We start from the raw sequence: 21,542 nt of genomic DNA, 5'->3' as shown, positions 1-21,542 counted from the left end.
AAGCGCTAATCCTCTCAAATCGTAAACATTTGTTGACCTTTTGTTGCTAAAACCGAATGTTCAAAAAAATTCCAACCTGGGCTGTCCAAAATGCTTGACAAGTCGCTCCACTCTTCTACGGAGAAACCCTCCGGCGTGATGGCCGAGCGTCGCTCGGGCTACCCGGCCGGTGTCTGCACGCCCTCCCCGATGCCCTGGCCCGACTTCCTGACGGGCCAGGAAACGGCGCCGGTGCGGGTGCTGCTGATCGACGACGACGAGTTCGTGCGCCGGGTGATCGCGCAGGAGCTGCTGTCGGACATGCGCATCCAGCTGGAAGGCCAGGCCGACAGCATCCGCGAGGGCCGCAAGCTTTTGGCCACGCACGAGTTCGACGTGCTCATGGTCGACCTGCGCCTGAGCGACGGCATGGGTTTCGAGCTGATCGACGAAGCGCGCCGGCACCACAGCAACGGCGAGATCATCGTGATCTCGGCGCTGGAGGACGACGCGCATGTGCTGCGCGCCTTCGAGCTGGGCGCCACGGGCTACCTGCTGAAGAACGCCTGGCTGCAGAGCTTTGCCGAGGCGGTGCTGCAGGTGGTGAACGGCGGCGCCGCCATCACGCCCCGGGTCGCGCGGCGGCTGCTGCAGCGGCTCAACCACAACGGCAATCACCATCACATTGCTCAGAATGCGCCGGCCGCGAGCAGCGCACCGCTGGCCGCGCCTTCTTCTTCGCGCGAGGCCACGCTGACGCCGCGCGAGCGCGAGATCCTGCGCTTCGTGGCCTGCGGCCATGTGTCTGCCGAGATCGGCGCTCGGCTGGGCATCACCGGGCAGACGGTCAACGTGCACATCAAGAGCATCTACAAGAAGCTGCACGTGCATTCGCGCGCGCAGGCGGTGAACTACGCGGTCCACAGCGGGCTGATCTGAGCGCCGGCAATCCGCGCTCTTGTCTTTCGTGCATGAACGAACAGGGAAAAACCATGCCAATCGATGCATACGACGCCATCCTCCGGATGTGGAGCGACGAGCGCTTCTGGCTGTCCTTCGTGGCCTGGGCGCTGCTGATGTTGAACTGGCGGCTGGGCGGCCTGCGCGGCGGCAGCCTCACGCGCTGGATGCTGCTGGCGGTGGTGATCCAGGCGGCGCCCACCGTCGGTGCGCTGCTGCTGAGGTTTTTCACCGATCACGCCCCGGCCGAGGAACTGCCGCTTGCGCTGATCGCGCTGCAGTCGATCAACGTGGTCACGCTGATCGCGCTGATGGCGGCGGCCCGCACGCCGGCACGCCCCGCGGCGGCGCAGCCTGACAACGCACAGGCGCCTGCGCCCGATGCCCTCTCGGCCGCGCTCGCCGAGCGCCAGCGGATCTCGCGCGACCTGCACGACGGCGTGGCTTCGCGCCTGGTGATGCTGCTGGCCAGCATTCCGGTGCGCAACCACACCAACACGGAGATCGCGCGCGGCCTGCAGGACTGCCTGCTCGAGCTGCAGATGACCGTGGACGGCCTGAGCGGCGAGCGCATGTCGCTGGGCGAGATGCTCGGCAACCTGCGCTACCGCTTCGAGCCGGCCTTCAGGCGCTCGGGCATCGAACTTCAATGGGATGTGACCGAGCTGCCGGAGGCGGATGACCCGGACGGCGGAACGCCCGACGACGGCCCGATGCACCGCGAGCTCTGCAAGATCGTGCAGGAAGCGCTGGCCAATGCGCTGCGCCATTCCGGCGCGCGCCGCGTGCAGCTGCGGCTTGCGCCCGGCCGCGGCAACGCGCGCATGGTGCTGGAGGTGAGCGACGACGGCTGGGGCCTGCCCGAATCGGTGGGCAGCGAAGCACCGCGCACCTGGGGCCGGGGCCTGCGCAACATGCAGGCGCGCGCCGAAGCCATCGGCGCGGGCATCCGCATCGCGAACCTTTCGACGGGCGGCCTGCGGGTCGGCCTGACCCTGCCGCAGACCGACCGCGCGGTCGAGCTGCCGCACCCCGCATCGCTCTCCAACCCCCTGCACAAAGGCTGGTCGACATGAACGCTCCCACCATTCATCCCGTGATCCTGTGCGGCGGCAGCGGCACGCGGCTTTGGCCGCTGTCGCGCAAGGCGCTGCCCAAGCAGTTCGCGCCGCTGATCGGCAGCAAGAGCCTGCTGCAACTGACGCTGGAACGGCTGTCGGGCCTGAACCGCACCATCACCTGCATCGCATCGGAAGACCATCGCTTCCTGGTGCGCGAAGCGATGGACAACGCACAGGTGCAGGGTCGGCAGATCCTGGAGCCCACGCCGCGCAACACCGCCGCCGCCATGGCCGCCGCCGCCCTGCTGGCCGAGCCCGACGATCTGCTGCTGTTCGCGCCCGCCGACCATCACATTCCCGATGCGGCGCTGTTCGCGGCCACCATGCGCAGCGGCATCGAGGCGGCGCTGGCGGGCAGGATCGTCACCTTCGGCGTGGCGCCCAGTTTTCCGAGCACGGCCTACGGATACATCGAGTCGGCCGGGGCCACGGGCCATGGCGCGAGCCACGCGGTGGCGCGCTTTGTCGAAAAGCCCACCGCGGCGGTGGCGCAGACACTCATCCTGCAGGGCAACTACTGCTGGAACGCGGGCATCTTTCTGGTCCGGGCGCGCACGCTGCTCGCGGCGCTGCGCACGCATGCGCCCGACATCCTGGCCGCCTGCGAACGCGCGGCCGCCGGCGTGACCACGGACGGCAGCTTCCTCAGGCTGGACCGCGAAGCCTTCGAGGCCTGCCCGAGCGACAGCATCGACTACGCGGTGCTCGAAAAGCACGCCGATGTCGCGGTGGTCCGCTTCGAGGGCACCTGGAGCGACGTGGGCAGCTGGAACGCGGTGGCCCAGTTGCACGCGGCCGACGACGCGGGCAACCGCCTGAGCGGCCAGGGGCGCGTGCTGAATTCGCGCAACACCTTCGTCCATGCGCCGCACCGGCCGGTGGTGGCGCTGGGCACCGAGGACCTCATCATCGTGGACACGCCCGACGCGGTGCTGGTGGCGGGCGCGGACTGCGCCGAACAGGTGGCCGAGGTGGTGCGCATGCTGGCGCGCGAAGGGACGGCCGAGGCCACCGAGCATCGCCGCGTGGTGCGGCCCTGGGGCGCCTACGACAGCGTGGACAACGGCGAGCGCTTCCAGGTGAAGCACCTGACCGTCAAGCCCGGCTGCAAGCTGTCGCTGCAGATGCACCACCACCGCGCCGAGCACTGGATCGTGGTCCGGGGCACGGCCAAGGCCACCTGCGGCGGCGCGGTGCAGCTGGTGCGGGAGAACGAGTCGATCTACCTGCCCTGCGGTGCCATCCACCGGCTGGAGAACCCCGGCAAAACGATGTTGGAAGTGATCGAGGTGCAGACCGGGAGCTACCTGGGCGAGGACGACATCGTGCGCTTCGACGACACCTACGGCCGCTGCGCGGCGGTGGAGGTGCTGGACGTGCCCGAGGTGCCCGCCTGGGCGTCGTCGGTGCAGCCGGTGCCCCAGCCTCCCGTTGCGCTCACCGCCGGCGCGCCGGCCTGAGCCCTCTTCATTTCTTCACCCGAACGAACCCATGAAAAAACGCGCCGTCGTCACAGGCATCACCGGACAGGACGGGGCCTACCTGGCCGAGCTGCTGCTGGCCAAGGGATACACCGTCTACGGAACCTACCGCCGGACCAGTTCGGTGAACTTCTGGCGCATCGAGGCGCTGGGCATCCAGGACCACCCCGACCTGCATCTGGTGGAGTACGACCTCACCGACCTGGGCAGCTCGCTCACGCTGATCCGCGATGCCGAGCCCGACGAGGTCTACAACCTGGCGGCGCAGAGCTTCGTGGGCGTGAGCTTCAACCAGCCCGAAGCCACGGCGCAGATCACCGGCATGGGCGCGCTGCACCTGCTCGAAGCGATTCGCCTGACGAACCGCGGCATCAAGTTCTACCAGGCATCGACCTCGGAGATGTTCGGCAACGTGCAGGCCATTCCGCAGAAGGAAGACACGCCCTTCTACCCGCGCAGCCCCTACGGCGTGGCCAAGCTCTTCGCGCACTGGATGACGATGAACTACCGCGAGAGCTACGGCATCTTCGGTTGCAGCGGCATCCTCTTCAACCACGAGAGCCCGCTGCGCGGCCGCGAATTCGTCACGCGCAAGATCACCGATGCGGTGGCGAAGATCAAGCTGGGCAAGCTCGATGTGCTCGCGCTGGGCAACCTGGACGCCAAGCGCGACTGGGGCTATGCCAAGGAATACGTGGACGGCATGTGGCGCATGCTGCAGGCCGAAAAGCCCGACAACTACGTGCTGGCCACCAACCGCACGGAAACCGTGCGGGAGTTCGTCGAGATGGCGTTCAAGGCCGCGGGCTATGCACTGCGCTTCGAAGGCACGGCGCAGGACGAGGTGGCGGTCGACAGCCGGACCGGCAAGGTGCTGGTGAAGATCAACCCCAAGTTCTACAGGCCCGCCGAGGTGGAGCTGCTCATCGGGGATGCGTCGTACGCCAGGGAAAAGCTGGACTGGGAGCCCCGGACCAGCCTGGAGCAGCTGTGCACGATGATGGTCGAGGCAGACCTGCGGCGCAGCAGCGAAGGCCATTCGTTCTGAGTGCGCCGGGGATTCACGGCATTCACGTAGCATGCCGCGCATGAGCTACACCGTGAACCTGATCGATTTCCCCGACGCCCCCGCCGACGTCATTGCCACCGCCGAATCGCGCTTTCGCCGCGAACTCGACAAGCTGCTGGGCGACAACGTCGAGCCCGCGCTGAAGGCGTTCGAGAACGCCAGCGAATCCAGCGCCGACGAACTCGCCAAGGACGAGATCGCCCTGGCCGCCAGCTGGGCCAAGGCCTACGAAGCGGCCAAGACCGCGGGCTTTCGCGCGCTGGGCGAAGCCGACGAGGCGTACTTCGAAGTGCGCGTGGAGTAAGCGCGCATCAGGCGCAGCGGATGGGCGGTGTGCCGTCGCCGGTGCCGTCCCTTGCTTCGCGGGCCTTGTAGTTGACCAGCCCGCACAGGTCCAGCACCGTCAGCCCGCGCTTTTCAAGGCGAATCAATTGCAGCGCCTGCAGGCGCTGCAGCGCCACGTTCACGCGCTGGCGCGACACGTTCGCCAGCAATCCGATTTCCACCTGCCCCACCTCGAGGAACCGCGGCGCATCGGGGTACAGGTCGGGGTTGAAAAGACTCGCCAGGCAATGGGCGACGCGCGCATCGGTGTCCAGCAGCCGTTCATGCGCCAGCGCCCCGATGAAAAGACTCAAGCGCGCATTGAGCAGGTTCTGCAGGTAGTGATTGAAGGGCACGCTGGTGCCGCGCAGCCATTCGAAGGTGCGGCGCGGCATCAGCGCAACGCGCGTGGGCCGCAGCGCGAACACGTCGTAGCGCCGGTCCTCGTGCTTGAAGAGCGAACCCTCGCCGAACCAGACGCCCGTCGACACACCGGTGAGCGTGGACACCCGCCCGTCCTCGGAGGCCACCGACATCTTGGCGAAGCCGTCGATCAGCCCCATCCAGTGCTCCACCAGTTGGCCTGCCCGCGCGATGCAGGCGCCGCGCGCGAAGTGGCGCTCCTGCATGCTGCCCAGCACATGCTCCAGGTCGGCATGCGACAGGCCCGCGGCCCATAGCGAACGCCGCACCATGTCGTCCATTGCCTGCACCGGCTGGGCTCGCGCGGAATCAGGGATTACCTCTAGCGATTGGCGCCTCATGTGTCGTCGCGACGACCGCAGCCTGGAACGTCCATCCTTAATCTTCCCGAACACATAACAGAAGGAGACATCCATGCTCGCTACACCTGGCCGCTCGCACAAGCGGGTTTTTCCGTGGCCCCGGCTGCGCATCTCGCCCGCGCTCGCACTCGCCAGCGCCCTGCTGGTCGCGGGCTGCGGCGGAGGGTCGGGCGGCGGCTCCGGGTTCTCGTTCATTCCCGGCGCGAACCCGCCGCCGCCCACGCAGACACCGGCGGCTTTCCAGGTGAAGACGCTGTCCTCCGCGCCCGACATGATCAGCGGCGGCGACACGCTGCTCGAGATCACCGCGCCCGTGGGCGTGCCGCTGGACAAGGTGCGCGTAAGCCTCAACGGCAAGGACGTGACCTCGCAGGTGCCGGCGGTCAACCCCACAACCCGCACGCTGCGCGGCCTGGTCACCGGGCTCACGACCGATGCGGCCAGCACCACCGGCAGCGTCAACACGCTGGTGGTGAGCAACGCCGATGTGGCCGCGCAGCGCACCGAGACCCGGCTGGTCAACTACCCCATCACAGGGCCGATCCTTTCGGGTCCGCACATCTCGCCGTACGAATGCCGCACCGTGCAGAACGGCCTGGGCGCCCCGCTGGACGCCAACTGCTCGGCCACCACGCAGGTGGCGTGGTTCTACCGGACCAACGTCAACACCTTCAAGCCGCTGGCCGACCCCACCGGCCCGCGCCCGGCCGACCTGGTGACCACCACCACCAACGACGGCAACACGGTGCCCTACATCGTGCGCGTGGAGTCGGGCACCATCAACCGCGGCGTGTACCGCCTCGCGGTGCTCGACAACCCGGCCAAGGATTCGCCGGCCGTGTGGAAGCCCGGCCCCGGCTGGAACAGGAAGCTGGTCGCCTACTTCGATTGCTGCGGCTCGGCGCAATACAACCAGGGCGTGCACGCCATCGACACGGTGCTGCTGGACTTCCAGCTCTCGCGCGGCTTCGCGTTCATGAATTCGACCGAGCTCTGGAACAACCAGCACGCCAACCCGCACCTGCAGGGCGAGACGCTGATGATGATGAAGGAGCACGTCATCGAGGAATTCGGCGAGGTGCCCAAGTGGACCGTCGGCTTCGGCGGCTCGGGCGGCGCCATCCAGCAGTACCTGATCGCGCAGCTCTATCCGGGGCTGCTGGACGGCATCCAGCCCATCGTGTCCTTCCCCGAGACGCTGATGCCCGAGGTGATGGAGTGCCGGCTGCTCAACAACGTCTACAAGCTGGACGCGGCGTGGACCACGGCCAAGCAGAACGCGGTGAACGGCTTCAACACCAACACCTGCGTGTCGTGGGACTTCGCATTCGCCAGCATCATCAAGTCGGACAACGCGCCCGGTTGCGGCCTGACCGAGCCGGCCAACGTGGCGAACGTCTTCAACCGGGCGACCAACCCCACCGGCATCCGCTGCGACCTGTTCCAGACCAACGTGAACCTCTTGGGCAAGCGCCCCGGCACGCAGGAGGCGCGCCGTCCGCTGGACAACGTCGGCCTGCAGTACGGCCTGGCGGCGCTGAACAGCGGCGACATCTCGGTGAAGGAGTTCCTCGACCTGAACGAGAAGATCGGCGGCTTCGACGGCGACGGCAACCCGCAGGCCGCGCGCTCCGAAGCCGACCCCGATGCGCTCAAGCTCACCTATGCCGGGGGCTTCAAGAACAGCTTCAGGGGTCCGGGCCTGGCGAACATCCCGATCATCACGCAGCGCGGCAATGCCGATGCGGTGGGCGACATCCACGACACCACGCAGGACCTGATCATCCGGGCCCGCCTGGAGCGCGCCAACGGACGCAGCGACAACCAGATCATCTGGACGCTGGGCGGCACTTCGGGCGTCGACTACATGTCCGCCTCGATCGACCTGATGAACAAGTGGCTGGACAACATGGCGGCCGACCCCGCGCCTGCCTCGATCGACAAGGTGGTGCGCAACAAGCCCGCCGGTGCCAACGACGCATGCTGGAACAAGACCGGCACGCGCATCGACGAACCCGCATCGATGGACCCGGCAGCCAGCTGCAACGTGGTGTACCCGCGCTTCACCACGCCGCGCCTGCAGGCCGGCTCGCCGATGGTGAACGACGTGCTCAAGTGCCAGCGGAAGCCCGTCAACGCCGCGGACTATGCGGTGACCATCGCCGGCGCCGACCTCGCGCGGCTGCAGACGATCTTTCCGAACGGCGTGTGCGACTGGAGCAAGCCGGGCGCCGGCCAGGAGCCGCTGCGCGGCACCTATTTGCGCCTGCCGCTCAGCTGACGATTGGCCCCTGGCAGTTGCGCCACGCGCTCTGCCAGAAAGTCCACCAGCACGCGCACGCGCAGCGGCTGGTGGCGGCGCGGGGCGTAGAGAAGGTGCACTTCCTGCGCCGGCCCCGTGTGGCGCGCGAGCACGCGCACCAGGCGGCCATCGGCCAGATGGTCGGCCACCATCCATGTAGGTTGCAGCGAAATGCCGGCGCCGCCGAGCACGGCATCGCGCATGGCCACCGCGTTGTTCACCCGGTAGCGGCTACGCACCGGCACGGTCACCGTGCCTTCCGGACCTTGCAGCAGCACGCCGTCGTCGTCGCCTGCTGCGTAGCGGATGTAGTCGTGCGCGACGAGGTCCTGCGGCTTGCGCGGCTTGCCGCGTGAGGCTAGGTAGTCCGGCGACGCGACGAGCACGCGCGGCCAGGTGCCCAGGTGCTTCGCAACCAGATCGGGCGGCAGCGTGCCGCCCACGCGCAGCGACACATCGATGCGCTCTTCGCGCGGATCGACGAAGCGGTCGTCGAGCACCAGCTCGAGTTCGATGTCGGGGTACAGCCGCAGAAACTCCACCGCCATCGCATTGAGGTGCCGCTGCCCCATGGTGACCGGCGCGCTCACGCGCAACAGGCCCTGCGGCTGCTGCACCTGCTCGCGCGCGTCGGCCACCGCATCGCCGTAGTCCTCCAGCACGCGGCGGGCGCGCTCGTGAAAGCGCTGGCCTTCCTCGGTGAGGCTCAGGCCCGTGGCTGCGCGGCGCAGCAGGCGCACGCCCAGCGAACGCTCCAGGCCCGCGACCAGCTTGCTGACGGTGGGCTGCGTGGTGTCCAGCGCGCGGGCCGCGCCCGAGAGGCTGCCCGATTCCACGCTATGAACGAAGGCCGAGAGTGCACGAAGGGTGTCCATGGATGTATTCGAATATGGAATGTGGTGGATGCGATCTTGCCAGCTACCCATCTGCATCGGCATGGAAGAAAGTGAAGGCCTCGCTTCACTTTCAAGGACAGGAACATGAATGCATCGACCTTCGGATCGATCCTCAAGCACTGCGGTGCGGCACTGACCCTCGCCGGCATTGCCGCCGCATCGGTGGCCCAGACCGCGCCACCCGCAACCGCGTACTGGAGCCCCAGCTGGATGGCCAGCGTCCAGCCGATCTGGGGCGGCGACTTCGTGCTGACCAGCGGACTGCCTTTCCAGTTCAACAAGCAGACGATCCGCCAGGTCGCGCGCCTGAGCATCGGCGGTGCAAGGCTGCGCGTGGTGATCAGCAACGAAGGCGGCACGACGCCGCTGTACATCGGTGCGGCCCGCGTGGCGCGCCATGGCAAAGGCTCGGCCATCGTCGAAGGCACGGATCGCGCGCTGCGCTTCGGTGGGCAGGCCGAGGTGACCGTGCCGCCCGGTGCGCGGCTGGTCAGCGACCCGGTGGACCTGGCGCTGCCGGCGCTCAGCGAAGTCGCGGTGTCGCTCTACCTGCCCAGGCCCAGCCAGCCCGCGGGTTTTCATTTCGATGCGCGCGAAACCGCGTACCTTGCCGACGGCGACCTGACCGGCGCCCTCGCGCTGCCGGCCGCCGCATCGCAGTGGGGCACCCGTGTCTATGTGAGCGGGTTGGTCGTCGAAACCCCCAAGCCGCCAGTCACCGTCGTCGCGCTGGGCGATTCGATCACCGACGGCAACGGCTCGACGCCCGGCGCCGACACCCGCTGGCCCGATGCGCTGGCCGAGCGCCTGGCGGAGCGAGGCGTGGGTGTGTTGAACGCCGGCATCTCGGGCGGCCGGCTGCTGAAAGACGGCATGGGCCGCGCCGGGCTCGAACGCGCAGGCCGCGACGTGTTCGCGCAGCCTGGCGTGCGCGCGGTGATCGTGCTGCTGGGCACCAACGACATCGGCTGGCCTGGCGGGCCTTTCGCGCCGCAGGAGCCGGCGATGCGCGCGGAAGAACTGATTCAGGGGTTCCGCCAGCTGATCGAGATGGCCCACGCCCACAACGTGCGCATCGTGGCCGGCACGCTCACGCCCAACGAGCGCGCGCTGGAAGGCACCGGCCTCGAAGGCCACCACTCGCCCGAAAAAGACAAGGTGCGCCAGGCCGTGAACCGCTGGATCCGCGAAAGCGGCGCCTTCGATGCGGTGGTCGATTTCGACGCCCTGCTGCGCGACCCCGCCCGCCCGATCCGCCTGAAGGCGGCGATGGATTCGGGCGACCACCTGCATCCGGGCGATGCGGGCTACAAGGCGATGGCGGCCGCGATCGACCTCGACGCCCTGCTCGGCCACCCTCGATAGGCCGCAAATATACTGTACATAAATACAGTCTTTTCTCTAGAATAGATCGTCTCCTAGAGCAACATTCGAGGCGACTCCATGACCACCGCCAATCCGCCGGCGCCCTCCGCGCCGGCAGCGCAGATTCCCTTTTTCTCCCGGCTGCATGCAGTGCAGCCGCTGCAACCTCGCCAGCGCACAGGCCGCATCTCGACCTGGCCCTTCCGCGTGGGCCGCGAGCAGGGCCACGACGACATCGATGCGAAGGATGACGTCCGCGTTCAGGCGGCGCGCGTCATCCGGACAACGGCCGAGCATTGGTGGCCGTCGGAGAGCTGAACCGCCTTTCATCCTTCTTTCTCCAGGAGAACTGCAATGGACGACTTCAAGCGTGGCGACCATCTTCCGGACGAGCCGGAGCCCGACTGGGACGCCCCTTCTTTCGAGAGGCAACGGCACCTTCTCATCGCGCTGTTTCCCGAGCCCGACGTGCAAGCGGCGATCGAAGAACACCGAAAGGATTGGATCTGGCCAAGGGGCCACTACTTTCCTCGCAGCCCGCGACTGCACCTGACGCTCCACTGCTTCGGCGACCAGCCCAGGGCCGTGGAGAAACGCCTGCGCGAAGCGCTCGCCCAGGTTCGTGTGCAACCCATGGACCTCGTGCTGGACAGCTCACGTACATGGCGCAACGACATCGCTGTGCTGCAGCCCGCCGAGCACAGCGCCTTGCGCACCTTGCATGCCGGCATCGGCCGCGCGGTGCAGAAGGCAGGCATCGTCACTGAAACGCCGACATTCACGCCGCACATCACCATCGCCCGGCGGACCGAGGGCGCGGCCTATCCGATGAGCCTGCCGCCGATCCCGTGGCGTGTGAGGAAATTCGTGCTGGTGCGCTCGTTCACTTCGCATCCCGTGGAGCACCAGGTGCTGGCCACTTTCGAGGCCGGCAGAGAAGACAAAAAAGACGGCGTCTGACACGGGGCAGTCAGCTTTCGTGGCCTTATCGGGTGAGACAATTTTCGGCGCCCATCGAACGAACGCCATCACCGCCGCATGCTGACACCACCCGATATCACCCACGACGCCATTCAAGCGTGCCTCGCCGAAACCTACGGCCTTCAAGCGACACGCATCGAATTTCTCCCACTGGGTGCAGACGTCCATTCCGCTGTGTTCCGCGTGCAGGCGAACGACGGCACGGCGTACTTCCTGAAGCTGCGCAGCGGCGATTTCGAGAAGTCGGCCGTTGCGGTGCCAGCCTTTCTCCATCGCGACAAGGGCATCGCCGCAGTGATGGCACCCCTGCCGACAACGGACCATCAGCTCAGCGTGCAGCGCCACGGCTTCGAGTGGATGCTCTATCCCTTCTTTGAAGGCCGGAACGGATTCGAGCGTGCCCTCACCGCCGCGCAATGGACGGCCCTCGGCGCAGCGCTGGGCATCATTCATCGCACCGAGTTGCCGCCCGAACTGCTCGCAGGCGTCCCCAAGGAAAGCTACGCGCACCAATGGCGCGAAGGCGTCAGGCGCTACCAGCGCCGCTTCATCAACGGCTTCGTGGGCGATGCCATCGTCCAACGGTTTCATGCCTTCTGGGGCGCGCACGACGAGGAGATCGAGACCCTCGTCTACCGCAGCGAGCAGCTCGCATCGATCCTGCTGGAGAAGGCGTTGCCACAGGTCTTGTGCCACGCCGACATTCACGCGGGCAATGTGCTCGTCGGCAACGACGGGCAGATCGCCATCGTCGACTGGGACACCTTGATGCTCGCGCCGAAGGAGCGCGACCTGATGTTCATCGGCGGCGGCGTGGGCCACGTCTGGAACCAGCCGCAGGAAGAGACGCCGTTCTACCAGGGCTACGGCGCCACCGACATCGACCCCGTCGCCCTCGCCTACTACCGCCACGAGCGCATCGTTCGCGACATTCTCGAATTCAGCGACCAGGTCTTCGATGCGTCAGCAAGCGCCGAAGACCGCGAAGAAGCCATGCGCCAGATGGCCAGCCAGTTCAAGCCCGACGACGTCGTCGCCATCGCGCACCGGAGCTACGAAGCCGTCACCTGATCCGGGCTGATCCGCTAGCTAGCTAGATCAGCAGGTCCTGCACATCGTCTTCAAAACCTGAAATCGGCTGTGCCTTGGCCAGCGCCAGCCAGACCGCGAACGGAATGCGGTCGAAGGCGCGGTGCACCGCGGCGCGGGCCACCACCAGGCGCTCGCCTTCGAGCACCAGCACACCGCATTCAGGCGGAATCTCCTCGGGCTTGGCGATGCAGCGGCCGCGCGCGTCGTTGCCCAGCACGTACCAGCACTCGCCGCCCAGGTCGAGATACGCCGCGCGCTTGTCGGGTTTGCGCAGGTCGCCCAGCAGGTCGGCGCGGCTGACCTTCACCTCGTGGACGATGGGGTGCGCATAGGCCTCGACGCTGGTGTTGCGGATCGAAAACACATCGGGCCGCGCAATGCACCAGCGCGGCTTGCCGCCCTCTTCGAGCGGCTCCAGCGGCGGGAGGCGTGCGCGCAGGCCCAGGCCCCGCCATGCGATGCGACCGCCGCGCGTCATCTCGCGCGCAACGCGTTCGACCAGCGCCTCGTGCGGTGTGAGCGCCGCGCGGTTGAGGGTGAGCGTGGTCGCGATGCGGGCGATGCCGGTGTCGGTCACGCGAAGGGTTTCATGACCATGCGCCGTGCGAACGCGCTCCAGAAATCCGGCCGCCAGCAGCTCGACCTCGATGCCGTCGCAGCAGGGCCAGCCGGCCGAGCGGTAGATCTCGCGCAGGCGCCGCGCATGCAGCTTGCCGAAGGGCACGGCATCGTTGGCGGCCACCGCGCCAGCCGCCGTCTGCATCGGCGGCGGCTCCACCACGGGCGGCGGAAAACCGGGGTCGGTGACAGGCGGCAAGGCCGGCGGCGGATCGCCCTCGGGCGGCGGCGGCGGTGGCGGCATCACCGGGTTGGGCACATCGGGCGCGGGCGGCGGTGGGCCGATGGGCGCGGCGACGATGGGGGCAAGGGCAAGTGCGGACATGGAGGAACAGGTTAGCGAAAAGTCGTGGAAGGCGCGAGGCGTGGAACGATCGGTTGCATTCATCGCGGCCGCTCGCCGGTCAATGGAAGTCGCGGCTGGTGTTGCTCCGCGCGAGCCGGCCCATCAGCGGCGTGAGGTCCTTGAAGCCGGTGGCGACCAGGTGCTGCACCTTGCCGCCGCTGTCGTCGTCGCGCTGCCAGGTGCCCTGCACCGCGAGCAGGTGCGACTTCAGCAAGGGCTCGCGCCACGCGTCGATGACATGGTTCCAGACGATCACATTGACGTTGCCGGTCTCGTCCTCCAGCGTGACGAAGATGGTGCCGTTGGCCGTTCCGGGCCGCTGGCGTCCCTTGACGATGCCGCAGGCGCGCACGGTGCGGCCGGTGGGCTGCGCGCGCAATTCTTCCGCGCTCATGAGCTTCATGCGCGCCAGGCGCGGGCGCAGCAGCGCCAGCGGATGGCGGCGCAGCGTGAGGCCGAGCGCCGCGTAGTCGCCGACGATCTCCTCGCCTTCGGGCGCGGCGGGCAACAGCAGCACCTGCTCGTTGATCGGCACGCCCTTGAGCAACGCCGGCGAGCGGTGCTGCGCGGTGGCGTCCCACACCTGCTGGCGGCGATGGCCCGAGAGCGACATCAGCGCATCGGCGGCGGCGAGCGCGGCCATGTCCTTGCCGTCGAGCTCGGCGCGCAGGGCGAGGTCTTCGGTGCTGGTGAAAGGCGCTTGCGCACGGGCTTTCAGAAGGCGTTCGACGCCCTCTTTGCTGAGGCCCGAAATGCGGTTCAGCCCGAGCCGCACCGCGGGCTGGTTCTCGTTGCCCAGGCGATCGGCGTAGCGCGCGTCGGTGCCCGGCGGCATGCGCGGCGCATCGGGTGCGCGGGGTTCGAGCGTGGTGTCGAAATCGCTGTGCGTGACATCGACAGGCTGCACCTCGACGCCGTGGCGGCGCGCGTCCTGCACCAGTTGCGAGGGGCTGTAGAAGCCCATGGGTTGCGAGTCGAGCAGCGCCGCGAGAAAGCAGGCGGGCTCGTAGTTCTTGAGCCAGCTGCTCACGGTGACCAGCAGCGCGAAGCTCGCGGCGTGGCTTTCGGGGAAGCCGTAGTCGCCGAAGCCCATGATCTGCTTGAAGATGGCTTCGGCGAACTCGGCCTTGTAGCCGTTGTCGGTCATGCCCTTGACCAGCTTGTCGTGGAACTTGCCGAGCCCGCCCTTGCGCTTCCATGCCGCCATCGCGCGGCGCAGCTGATCGGCCTCGTCGGCGGTGAACCTGGCGGCGATCATCGCGATCTGCATCACCTGCTCCTGGAAGATCGGAATGCCCAGCGTGCGTTCCAGCGCGGGCTTCAGTTCATCTTTTTCATAGAGGATCGGCAGTCCCTTGCGCACCCGCTCGCGCTGCTTGAGATAGGGATGCACCATGCCGCCCTGGATGGGCCCCGGCCGCACGATGGCGACCTCGATCACCAGGTCTTCGTAGGTGCGCGGCTTCAGGCGCGGCAGCATCGACATCTGCGCACGGCTCTCGATCTGGAACACGCCGACGGTGTCGGCGTCGCAGACCATGTCGAACACCTTCGGGTCGTCGTTGGGGATGTGGTGCATCCGCACCGCCGAGCCGCGCCATCGATTCATGTGGTCCAGCCCGCGGCGAATCGCGCTGAGCATGCCGAGCGCGAGCACGTCGACCTTGAGCATCCCCATGGCTTCGAGATCGTCTTTTTCCCACTGGATGACGGAGCGGTCTTTCATCGACGCTTTCTCGACCGGCACCAGCCGCGTGAGCCGGGTGTGCGTCAGCACGAAGCCGCCGACGTGCTGGCTCAGGTGACGCGGAAAGCCCTTGAGCCGCTGCGTCATCTCGATCCACTGCACGAGCTTGAGCGGGTCTTCCTTCACGCCCGCGCGTTCGCAGGCGGCGTTCAGCTGTTCGCCGAGCACGGCATCGTCGAACCAGTAGTGGTCCTTGGCGAATTCATCGACCAGCCGCTCGTCGATGCCGATGGCCTTGCCCACGTCGCGCAACGCGCTGCGGGAGCGATAGCAGATGACGACGGCGGCGATGGCGGCGCGCTCGCGGCCGTATTTCTCGTAGATGTACTGGATGACTTCTTCGCGCCGCTGGTGCTCGAAGTCGACGTCGATGTCGGGCGGCTCGTGGCGATGGCGGCTGAGGAAGCGCTCGAACAGCAGATGGCCCTTTTCAGGGTCGATCGCGGTGATGCCCAGGCAATAGCAGACGGCGGAATTGGCCGAGGAGCCGCGGCCCTGGCAGAGGATTTCTTTCGACTTGGCGAAGCGCACGATGTCTTCCACCGTGAGGAAGAACATCTCGTATTCGAGCTCGTGGATGAGGTCCAGCTCTTTATGCAACTGCGCACGCACCGCATCGGGAATGCCGTTCGGGTAGCGCTCCTCTGCGCCTTCCCACGTCTTGCGCGCCAAGGTCTGCGTTGCCGTCTCGTTGCTCCCCAGCATTTCCAGCGGGTACTTGTAGTTCTCCCGGATGACCTTCGGATCGAAGCTGCACCGCCCGGCCACCACCAGCGTGTTCGCCAGCATCCCGGGCAGGTAAAGCTCCGCCAATCGCACCCGCTGCCGCAAGTGCCGCTCGGCATTCGACTGCAGCGCAAAGCCGCACTCGGCCACGGTCTTGCCTTCGCGCACGGCCGTGAGCACGTCGTGCATCGGCTTGCATGAACGCGCATGCATGTGCACGTCGCCGGCCGCCACCAACGGCACGCCGGCCTGCTCGCCCGCCTGCATCAACGTGACGAACCACAGGTCGTCATCGAGTTCGTTGAGCATTTCCACGGCCAGCCAGAGGTTGTCGCCATACAGCGCCTTGGCGGCCAGCAGGTCTTCATGCAGCGTGGCGACATCCATCGCGCCGCCCGGGTGGCGATGCGGCACGAAGAGAAGCTGGCAGTGCTGCAGCGAAGCCACGTCGCTGCCGTCCCAGCTCACACGGTATTCGCCCTTGGGCAATTCGGTGTTGCGCGCGGCGGTGATGAACTCGCAGAGGTTGCCCCAGCCCTCGGTGTCGTTGGCGATTGCCACGAGCCTGAAGTGCTCGAAGCGGAACTCGCTGCCGAACAGCAGGCGGAAACCGGGGTTGCGCGGAATCGGGGGTTCGTCGGGGTTCTCGCGCTCGTACTCCTCCAGCTTGGCCGGCAAGTCGCGCAAGGCGACATGCGCGCGCACGATGCCCGCCACCGAGCACTCGTCGGTGATCGCCAGCGCCGCATAGCCCAACTGGTAGGCGCGCTCGACCATCTCCTCGGGCGTGGACGCGCCGCGCTGGAAGCTGAAGTTGGTGAGGCAGTGCAGTTCGGCATACCCGGGCAAGCCCCCTGGACCCGATGGACCCGCTGAACCCGATGCGCCCGGCGAATCCTGCGGAGTCCGGTCGCGCCGCGGCAGCGCATGCACCTTGGCCGGCTGGCGCTTGCGTTCCTGCTTGTCGCTCAGTTCAGGCATAGAAGCCTTGCAGGTACCAGCGCACCTCGCCCGAAGAAAAGCGCGCCGAGGGCCGTTCGCGAAAGATCCACACCAGCCCCGCCTCGGGGCTTTCGGCGACGTAGTAGTCGCGCATCGCGGGCTGGCCGCCCTCTTCCTTGCCGCCCCACCAGCCGGCCTCGACGCGCTGCGGCCCGATCAGCTTGCTCAGCGGGCCGCGGTAGCAGGGGCGCTCGCCGTCCATCTCCAGCAGCAGGGGCTGGGGCAACAGCCACGGCGGGTAGACCGCATCGGGCTGCGAAGCCGCGGCCAGGGCGGCCTTGGTTTCCTTGCGGGCCTTCTCGGGCAGCTTGCCCGGTGCCTTGTCCTTCTGCAGCGCGGGCTGCCAGGCCTGCTTGCGCTCGGGCCGGTGGTCGGCGTGCGCGCAGGGCACCACCACCTGCTGCGGCCCGAGCCGCACGCTGAGCCGCTCGACCATTTCGTGCAGCTTGTCGCCCTTGCGGTTGTCTTCGGGCAAGAAGCTGGTGCTGGCGCCGGCCCAAGGATCGGTTTCGAGCGTGCGCAGCCGCAGCCAGCTGGCGGGCGCCGCAAGCGTGGCGAGGGCGAGCTTTTCGGACAGCAGGCGGCGCAGGTGCGCCATGTCCTGCGTGGGCTCGGCCGTGCGCACCGTGACCTGCTGGTGCGGCGGCAGGTTCACGCCGTTGAAGCGCTTGAGATCGAGCGTCCATTGCAGCTCGAGCGCGCGCGCGCCGCGCTGCCGGGCGCGCAGCCAGATCTGCAGCGCCGAGAGCAGGCGGTTGGCCGACCACATCAACTCGGGTCCGGTCTCGGCCAGCGCGGGCAGCTCCAGCTTCTGCTCGAACACATCGGGCAGCGTGAGCCAGCTGTGGCCCTCGGGGCGCAGGCCCCAGGCGGCATCGAGCGCCTCGCGCAGCCCCACGCCGAAGCGCCGCGCAAGGCCGCCGCGCGGCAAGGCTGCCACGTCGCCCCAGGTGCGGCAGCCCAGGCGGGCGAGCAGGTCGAGATGGGGATGCGCGGCGGTCAGCGTTTCCAGCGGCAGGCCGGCCGGCACATCCTTGGGCCGTGGCTCATTGATCTCGAACATACGCAAGCGTGCGAGCGCGACAAGGCTCGTGGCGCCCTGCGCACCCAGCATGCGCACATCGGGGGCGGGGTTGGCGGCAACCAGTTGGCGCATCAGCTGCAGCCGGCCGCCCCACAGGCGCTCGCAGGCGGAGACTTCGAGCATCAGCGCCTCGTCCTGCCAGGCGACGTGCGGCGTGTATTGCAGCGCCCACCAGCCGAGGGCTTCGGGCGTGGGCAGTTGCGGTGCGTCGGGCGCGTCGGCTTCAAGCGACCACCGCAATGCGATCCAGTGCATGGGGGCCTCCTTTCCACGCGTCGATGCGGATCACGGTCGCGGACGCTGCCGTGTCGCCAACCGGCACCGTGCCCTGCTGCTGCAGCCGCAACTTGCGCCGCAGCCGGGCAGCCGCCAGCAGCGCGGTCATGCGCTCGTTGCGGGCCGGCAGCATCACCGGCGACGCCAGCGGCGGGCCGCGGCGCTTGAGGATGTGCAGTTCGATCTGCGATGAATCCGTCTCGCAGCTTTGCACCTGAATGCGCAGCCGCGCGGGCGAAGCCCCTTGCGCGGCCGATTCGGGCCGGCACACGAACAGCAGCACCTCATGCTGCGCAGCGGCCAACTGCAGCCGCCGCAGCTCGCCCACCCGCGCCTGCGGCAACCAGGCCAGCACGGCGGCCACGTCCGCGCAGCGCAGCGCCTGCTCGCAGGCCCACAGCCGGGCGGCCGGCGCATCGCTGCGCACCCACATCAGCGCCTCCACCGGCAGGCCCTGCGCCCCAAGCGACGGCCCGCAGGGCTCATAGGGCGCACCGATCAGCACCACCGGCCCGCCGCGCCCCTGGACCGCCTGCGCCAGCGCGGGCAACAGCAGCCGCCAGACATGCGCCTCGGGCGCGCGCTGCAGCAGCTCGGTCATGGCGCCCACCGGCCAGCCGCCGCCCGGCAGATGCGCGTCGAGCGCGGCATGGCCGGTGGCGGCGACCTGCGCGTCGGCCAGGCCGAGCTCGTCGGCGTGCCAGACGCCACGGCCGGCGGCGGCGGAGGAAAAGGAGTCGAGGAAAGGGAGGCCCATGATCGGAGGTGTCCACTGTATTTTTATACAGTATTTCATGACTCACAAGAAGGAAGAAGGCTTTCTTCTCGGCAGGCCTTTTCATATTCCTTTGGCTCATGCCAAGGCGCGCAGAAGTCGTTTGAGCCGGCGCCGCGCTTTCGCTCCAATGCCCCTTAAGACCAAGGAGCCCCGAATGAACAACCCCACCGTCACCGCCGGCCTGAACTACCTGCAACCTTCCGCGCTGCGCCCCTTCAGCTACACCTTTGCGCCGCCGCCCGGCACGCCCTGGGAAAGCGGCAGCTACGAGTTGCGCCCCATGCCGATCGCGGATGCCCGCGCAGCCGCGACGCCGACCGACATCGAGCGCGAAGGCTTCGTGCTGCGCGACGCGCCCACGGCCGTCTCAGATTTCCTCAACAATGCCGAGGTCACCGCCATCTACCACCGCGAAGTCGCCGAACTGGCGCTCGCGGTCACGGGCGGCACGCGGGCCCATGTGTTCGATCACCTGGTGCGCCAGCGCGAGGCCGACCGCACCGCGCTGAGCTTCGGCCGCCGCGCCACCAACGGCAAGGCGGCCGCCAATGGCCGCATCCACAACGACTACACCGAAGACTCCGGCCGCCGCCGGCTCGGCATGGTGCTGACCGACCCCGACGAAGCCGCGGCCGTGAGGCGTTACTGCATCGTCAACATCTGGCGCTCGATCAAGGGGCCGGTGCTTGACACGCCGCTGGCCGTCTGCGATGCGCGCTCGGTGATGGCGAAGGACCTGGTAAATGCCGAGGTCCGCTACCCGCGCCGCACCGGCGAGATCTACCTGGCCACGCATTCGCCCGCGCACTGCTGGTCTTACTTTTCGGCAATGGACCGGCACGAGGCGCTGGTCTTCAAGCAGTACGACTCGCAACTGGGCGGCGTCTCGCGCTACACGCCGCACGCGGCCTTCGACCACCCCGATGCGCCCGCCGACGCGCCACTGCGCGAAAGCATCGAGGCCCGCTGCCTGGTGGTGTTCGAATGACGCCGCGCGCCCTTCCCGTGCTCGACTTCTGGTTCGATTTCGGCAGCAACTACAGCTATCTCAGCATGATGCGCATCGAGGGCGAAGCGGCCCGCCGCCACGTCCGCATCCGCTGGCAGCCCTTTCTGCTCGGGCCGATCTTCCGATCCTTCGGCTGGGCGTCGTCACCCTTCGTGCTGCAGAAGGAAAAAGGCGACTACACGTGGAAGGACATGGCCCGCCAGTGCCGCCGGTACGGCCTGCCGTGGCAGCGGCCCACGCAGTTTCCGAGGGGCGCCGTGCTGCCGCTGCGCATCGCGCTCGTCGGCGCGGCGCAGCCCTGGATGGGCGAGTTCTGCCGACGCACGATGTCGATGAACTTCGCCGAAGACCGCGACATCGATTCGCCTCAGGCCATGCGCGACCTGTTGGCCGCACTCGATCTTCCAGCGCACCGGATCATCGAAGAGGCGCTTTCCGATGCGAACAAGGCGCGGCTGCGGCGCCAGACGGAAATCGCCGTCGAGAAAGGCATCTTCGGCGCCCCCACCTTCCTCGCCGGCGACGAGATGTTCTGGGGCAACGACCGCCTCGACGAGGCGATGGCCTTCTGCTCAGGAAGCGGCATCCACGGCATCGCGTGACTGCCGCGCCTCGGCCAGCAGCCAGGCCGCCACATGGTGCACCTCTTCGCGCGGCTCGTCTTCGGCCTGGATCAGCCAGTACGCATGCCCCGAGGCCTGTGCTGGCGCCGGCGAATCCACGCGCACCAGGCGCTTTTCGTCGAGCAGCGGCCGGATCAGTTCGAGCCGCCCCAGCGCCACGCCCTGTCCGGCCAGCGCGGCCTGGATCAACTGGTCGTACTGGTTGAAGTGCAGCACGGCCTGCGGTTTCGCATCGGCCCAGCCGACCGAGGCCAGCCAGCCGCTCCACTGCAGCCAAGGATGCTGCGGATCGTCGAAGTCGAGCAGGCACAGCCGCGACACGGCCTTGGCCGCGCGCAGCGTCTTCCGCCCGAGCGAGGGATGCGCCACGGGCGCCACCGTTTCCCCAAAGAGCCGCAGCGCCCCGGCCGGCGCCAGCGCGGGCGTGGTGTAGCGGATCGCGAGGTCAATGCCCTCGTTGCGCAGGTCGGCGAGCCGGTTGTTGGCCGAGACGCGCACGTCCACGCCCGGAAGCAGCTTCTGCACCCGGCTGAGGCGCGGCAGCAGCCAGAGCCCCGTCATGCCGATGCTGGCGCTGAGCGTCACGGGGCGCTGCTCGCCCGCCTGGCGGATGCCGCCCATCACGTCCTGCAGTTGCTGCACCGCGCCATCCGCGCTGCGAAAGAGCCGCTCGCCCTCGGCGGTGAAAGAGATCGAACGGTGGCCGCGCACCAGCAGCTTCACGCCCAGTTGCCCTTCGAGCGCATGAATCTGTTTGCTGACTGCCGATTGGGTGAGGCACAGGTCCTCGGCCGCGAGCGAGATGCTCATGCGCCGCCCCACCGCGACGAAGCCCCGCACCAGGTCCAGCGAGGACAGTCGGAGGATCGAGAGTGGCATTCCCATGGTGAATATGAGGACGAATTCTGATCTTGCGCGTGCTGCACCGCAACCAAAGAACGATTTACCCGAAGGGCCTAGCCCCTTAAGATCACTTTT

General features: G+C 67.9%; 19 protein-coding genes. 12 read left to right on the top strand and 7 right to left on the bottom strand.

Annotated features, from left to right (window positions below; all coding sequences use genetic code 11):
• The first annotated feature begins 138 nt into the window (after positions 1 to 138).
• Genes ABIC90_RS03160 through ABIC90_RS03140 form a run of 5 tightly spaced genes read left to right on the top strand, consistent with a single transcriptional unit; the run spans position 139 to position 4,914 of the window.
• Positions 139 to 918: a response regulator transcription factor gene (locus ABIC90_RS03160; RefSeq protein WP_354352575.1), complete on the top strand. Its 780-nt coding sequence runs from the start codon at positions 139 to 141 to the stop codon at positions 916 to 918.
• A 53-nt stretch (positions 919 to 971) separates the two neighbouring features.
• Entirely contained in the window at positions 972 to 2,015 is a 1,044-nt protein-coding gene (locus tag ABIC90_RS03155) for a sensor histidine kinase (RefSeq protein ID WP_354352574.1), read from the top strand.
• A complete protein-coding gene (locus tag ABIC90_RS03150) occupies positions 2,012 to 3,520 on the top strand; it encodes a mannose-1-phosphate guanylyltransferase/mannose-6-phosphate isomerase (protein WP_354352573.1) in 1,509 nt (502 codons plus the stop codon). Before ABIC90_RS03155 ends, ABIC90_RS03150 begins: the two co-directional genes overlap by 4 nt.
• 31 nt (positions 3,521 to 3,551) lie before the next feature.
• Positions 3,552 to 4,589, top strand: coding sequence for a GDP-mannose 4,6-dehydratase (gene gmd, locus ABIC90_RS03145; protein WP_354352572.1), 1,038 nt, complete (start codon positions 3,552 to 3,554; stop codon positions 4,587 to 4,589).
• Positions 4,590 to 4,629: 40 nt separating this feature from the next.
• Positions 4,630 to 4,914 (top strand): hypothetical protein, encoded by a 285-nt coding sequence (locus tag ABIC90_RS03140; RefSeq protein ID WP_354352571.1) that lies wholly within the window; start codon positions 4,630 to 4,632, stop codon positions 4,912 to 4,914.
• Between the two features lie 7 nt (positions 4,915 to 4,921).
• Here the strand turns inward: ABIC90_RS03140 and ABIC90_RS03135 are convergent, their stop codons facing one another.
• Positions 4,922 to 5,638, bottom strand: coding sequence for a Crp/Fnr family transcriptional regulator (locus ABIC90_RS03135; RefSeq protein WP_354352618.1), 717 nt, complete (start codon positions 5,636 to 5,638; stop codon positions 4,922 to 4,924).
• A 133-nt stretch (positions 5,639 to 5,771) separates the two neighbouring features.
• Between ABIC90_RS03135 and ABIC90_RS03130 the strand changes: the two genes are divergently transcribed.
• Positions 5,772 to 8,000 carry a DUF6351 family protein gene (locus ABIC90_RS03130; protein WP_354352570.1) on the top strand — a complete coding sequence of 743 codons (2,229 nt, stop codon included), beginning with the start codon at positions 5,772 to 5,774 and terminating at the stop codon, positions 7,998 to 8,000.
• Here the strand turns inward: ABIC90_RS03130 and ABIC90_RS03125 are convergent.
• Positions 7,976 to 8,896 (bottom strand): LysR family transcriptional regulator, encoded by a 921-nt coding sequence (locus ABIC90_RS03125; RefSeq protein ID WP_354352569.1) that lies wholly within the window; start codon positions 8,894 to 8,896, stop codon positions 7,976 to 7,978. The genes ABIC90_RS03130 and ABIC90_RS03125 overlap by 25 nt on opposite strands.
• Before the next feature lie 105 nt (positions 8,897 to 9,001).
• Between ABIC90_RS03125 and ABIC90_RS03120 the strand changes: the two genes are divergently transcribed.
• From ABIC90_RS03120 to ABIC90_RS03105, 4 genes are all read left to right on the top strand, one after another.
• Positions 9,002 to 10,282 (top strand): SGNH/GDSL hydrolase family protein, encoded by a 1,281-nt coding sequence (locus tag ABIC90_RS03120; RefSeq protein WP_354352568.1) that lies wholly within the window; start codon positions 9,002 to 9,004, stop codon positions 10,280 to 10,282.
• A 78-nt stretch (positions 10,283 to 10,360) separates the two neighbouring features.
• Positions 10,361 to 10,600 carry a hypothetical protein gene (locus ABIC90_RS03115; protein ID WP_354352567.1) on the top strand — a complete coding sequence of 80 codons (240 nt, stop codon included), beginning with the start codon at positions 10,361 to 10,363 and terminating at the stop codon, positions 10,598 to 10,600.
• Positions 10,601 to 10,636: 36 nt separating this feature from the next.
• Positions 10,637 to 11,242 (top strand): RNA 2',3'-cyclic phosphodiesterase, encoded by a 606-nt coding sequence (thpR, locus tag ABIC90_RS03110; RefSeq protein ID WP_354352566.1) that lies wholly within the window; start codon positions 10,637 to 10,639, stop codon positions 11,240 to 11,242.
• 78 nt (positions 11,243 to 11,320) lie between these two features.
• Positions 11,321 to 12,334: a phosphotransferase enzyme family protein gene (locus ABIC90_RS03105; RefSeq protein WP_354352565.1), complete on the top strand. Its 1,014-nt coding sequence runs from the start codon at positions 11,321 to 11,323 to the stop codon at positions 12,332 to 12,334.
• 22 nt (positions 12,335 to 12,356) lie between these two features.
• On the opposite strand, the gene ABIC90_RS03100 is transcribed toward ABIC90_RS03105, so the two are convergent.
• The 4 genes from ABIC90_RS03100 to imuA form a co-directional block, all read right to left on the bottom strand.
• Positions 12,357 to 13,298 (bottom strand): hypothetical protein, encoded by a 942-nt coding sequence (locus ABIC90_RS03100; RefSeq protein WP_354352564.1) that lies wholly within the window; start codon positions 13,296 to 13,298, stop codon positions 12,357 to 12,359.
• Between the two features lie 79 nt (positions 13,299 to 13,377).
• Entirely contained in the window at positions 13,378 to 16,773 is a 3,396-nt protein-coding gene (locus ABIC90_RS03095) for an error-prone DNA polymerase (protein ID WP_354352563.1), read from the bottom strand.
• Positions 16,766 to 18,133, bottom strand: coding sequence for a Y-family DNA polymerase (locus tag ABIC90_RS03090; RefSeq protein WP_354352562.1), 1,368 nt, complete (start codon positions 18,131 to 18,133; stop codon positions 16,766 to 16,768). The genes ABIC90_RS03095 and ABIC90_RS03090 overlap by 8 nt, the downstream gene beginning before the upstream one ends.
• Positions 18,102 to 18,911 (bottom strand): translesion DNA synthesis-associated protein ImuA, encoded by an 810-nt coding sequence (imuA, locus tag ABIC90_RS03085; RefSeq protein WP_354352561.1) that lies wholly within the window; start codon positions 18,909 to 18,911, stop codon positions 18,102 to 18,104. The genes ABIC90_RS03090 and imuA overlap by 32 nt, the downstream gene beginning before the upstream one ends.
• Positions 18,912 to 19,086: 175 nt before the next feature.
• Here imuA and ABIC90_RS03080 point away from each other — a divergent pair, with 175 nt between their 5' ends.
• Together ABIC90_RS03080 and ABIC90_RS03075 are read left to right on the top strand one after the other, a co-directional pair.
• On the top strand, positions 19,087 to 19,920 hold the full coding sequence (locus tag ABIC90_RS03080; protein ID WP_354352560.1) for a CmcJ/NvfI family oxidoreductase: 834 nt from the start codon (positions 19,087 to 19,089) through the stop codon (positions 19,918 to 19,920).
• Positions 19,917 to 20,543 carry a 2-hydroxychromene-2-carboxylate isomerase gene (locus tag ABIC90_RS03075; RefSeq protein WP_354352559.1) on the top strand — a complete coding sequence of 209 codons (627 nt, stop codon included), beginning with the start codon at positions 19,917 to 19,919 and terminating at the stop codon, positions 20,541 to 20,543. Before ABIC90_RS03080 ends, ABIC90_RS03075 begins: the two co-directional genes overlap by 4 nt.
• Here ABIC90_RS03075 and ABIC90_RS03070 read toward each other — a convergent pair.
• Positions 20,514 to 21,443: a LysR substrate-binding domain-containing protein gene (locus tag ABIC90_RS03070; protein ID WP_354352558.1), complete on the bottom strand. Its 930-nt coding sequence runs from the start codon at positions 21,441 to 21,443 to the stop codon at positions 20,514 to 20,516. The genes ABIC90_RS03075 and ABIC90_RS03070 overlap by 30 nt on opposite strands.
• Positions 21,444 to 21,542: the final 99 nt, after the last annotated feature.

It is taken from the genome of Variovorax boronicumulans (assembly GCF_040544675.1).
Lineage (GTDB): Bacteria > Pseudomonadota > Gammaproteobacteria > Burkholderiales > Burkholderiaceae_C > Variovorax > Variovorax boronicumulans_D.
Note: the sequence above shows the minus strand (reverse complement) of the source record. Positions and strands in the feature narration are given on the sequence as shown.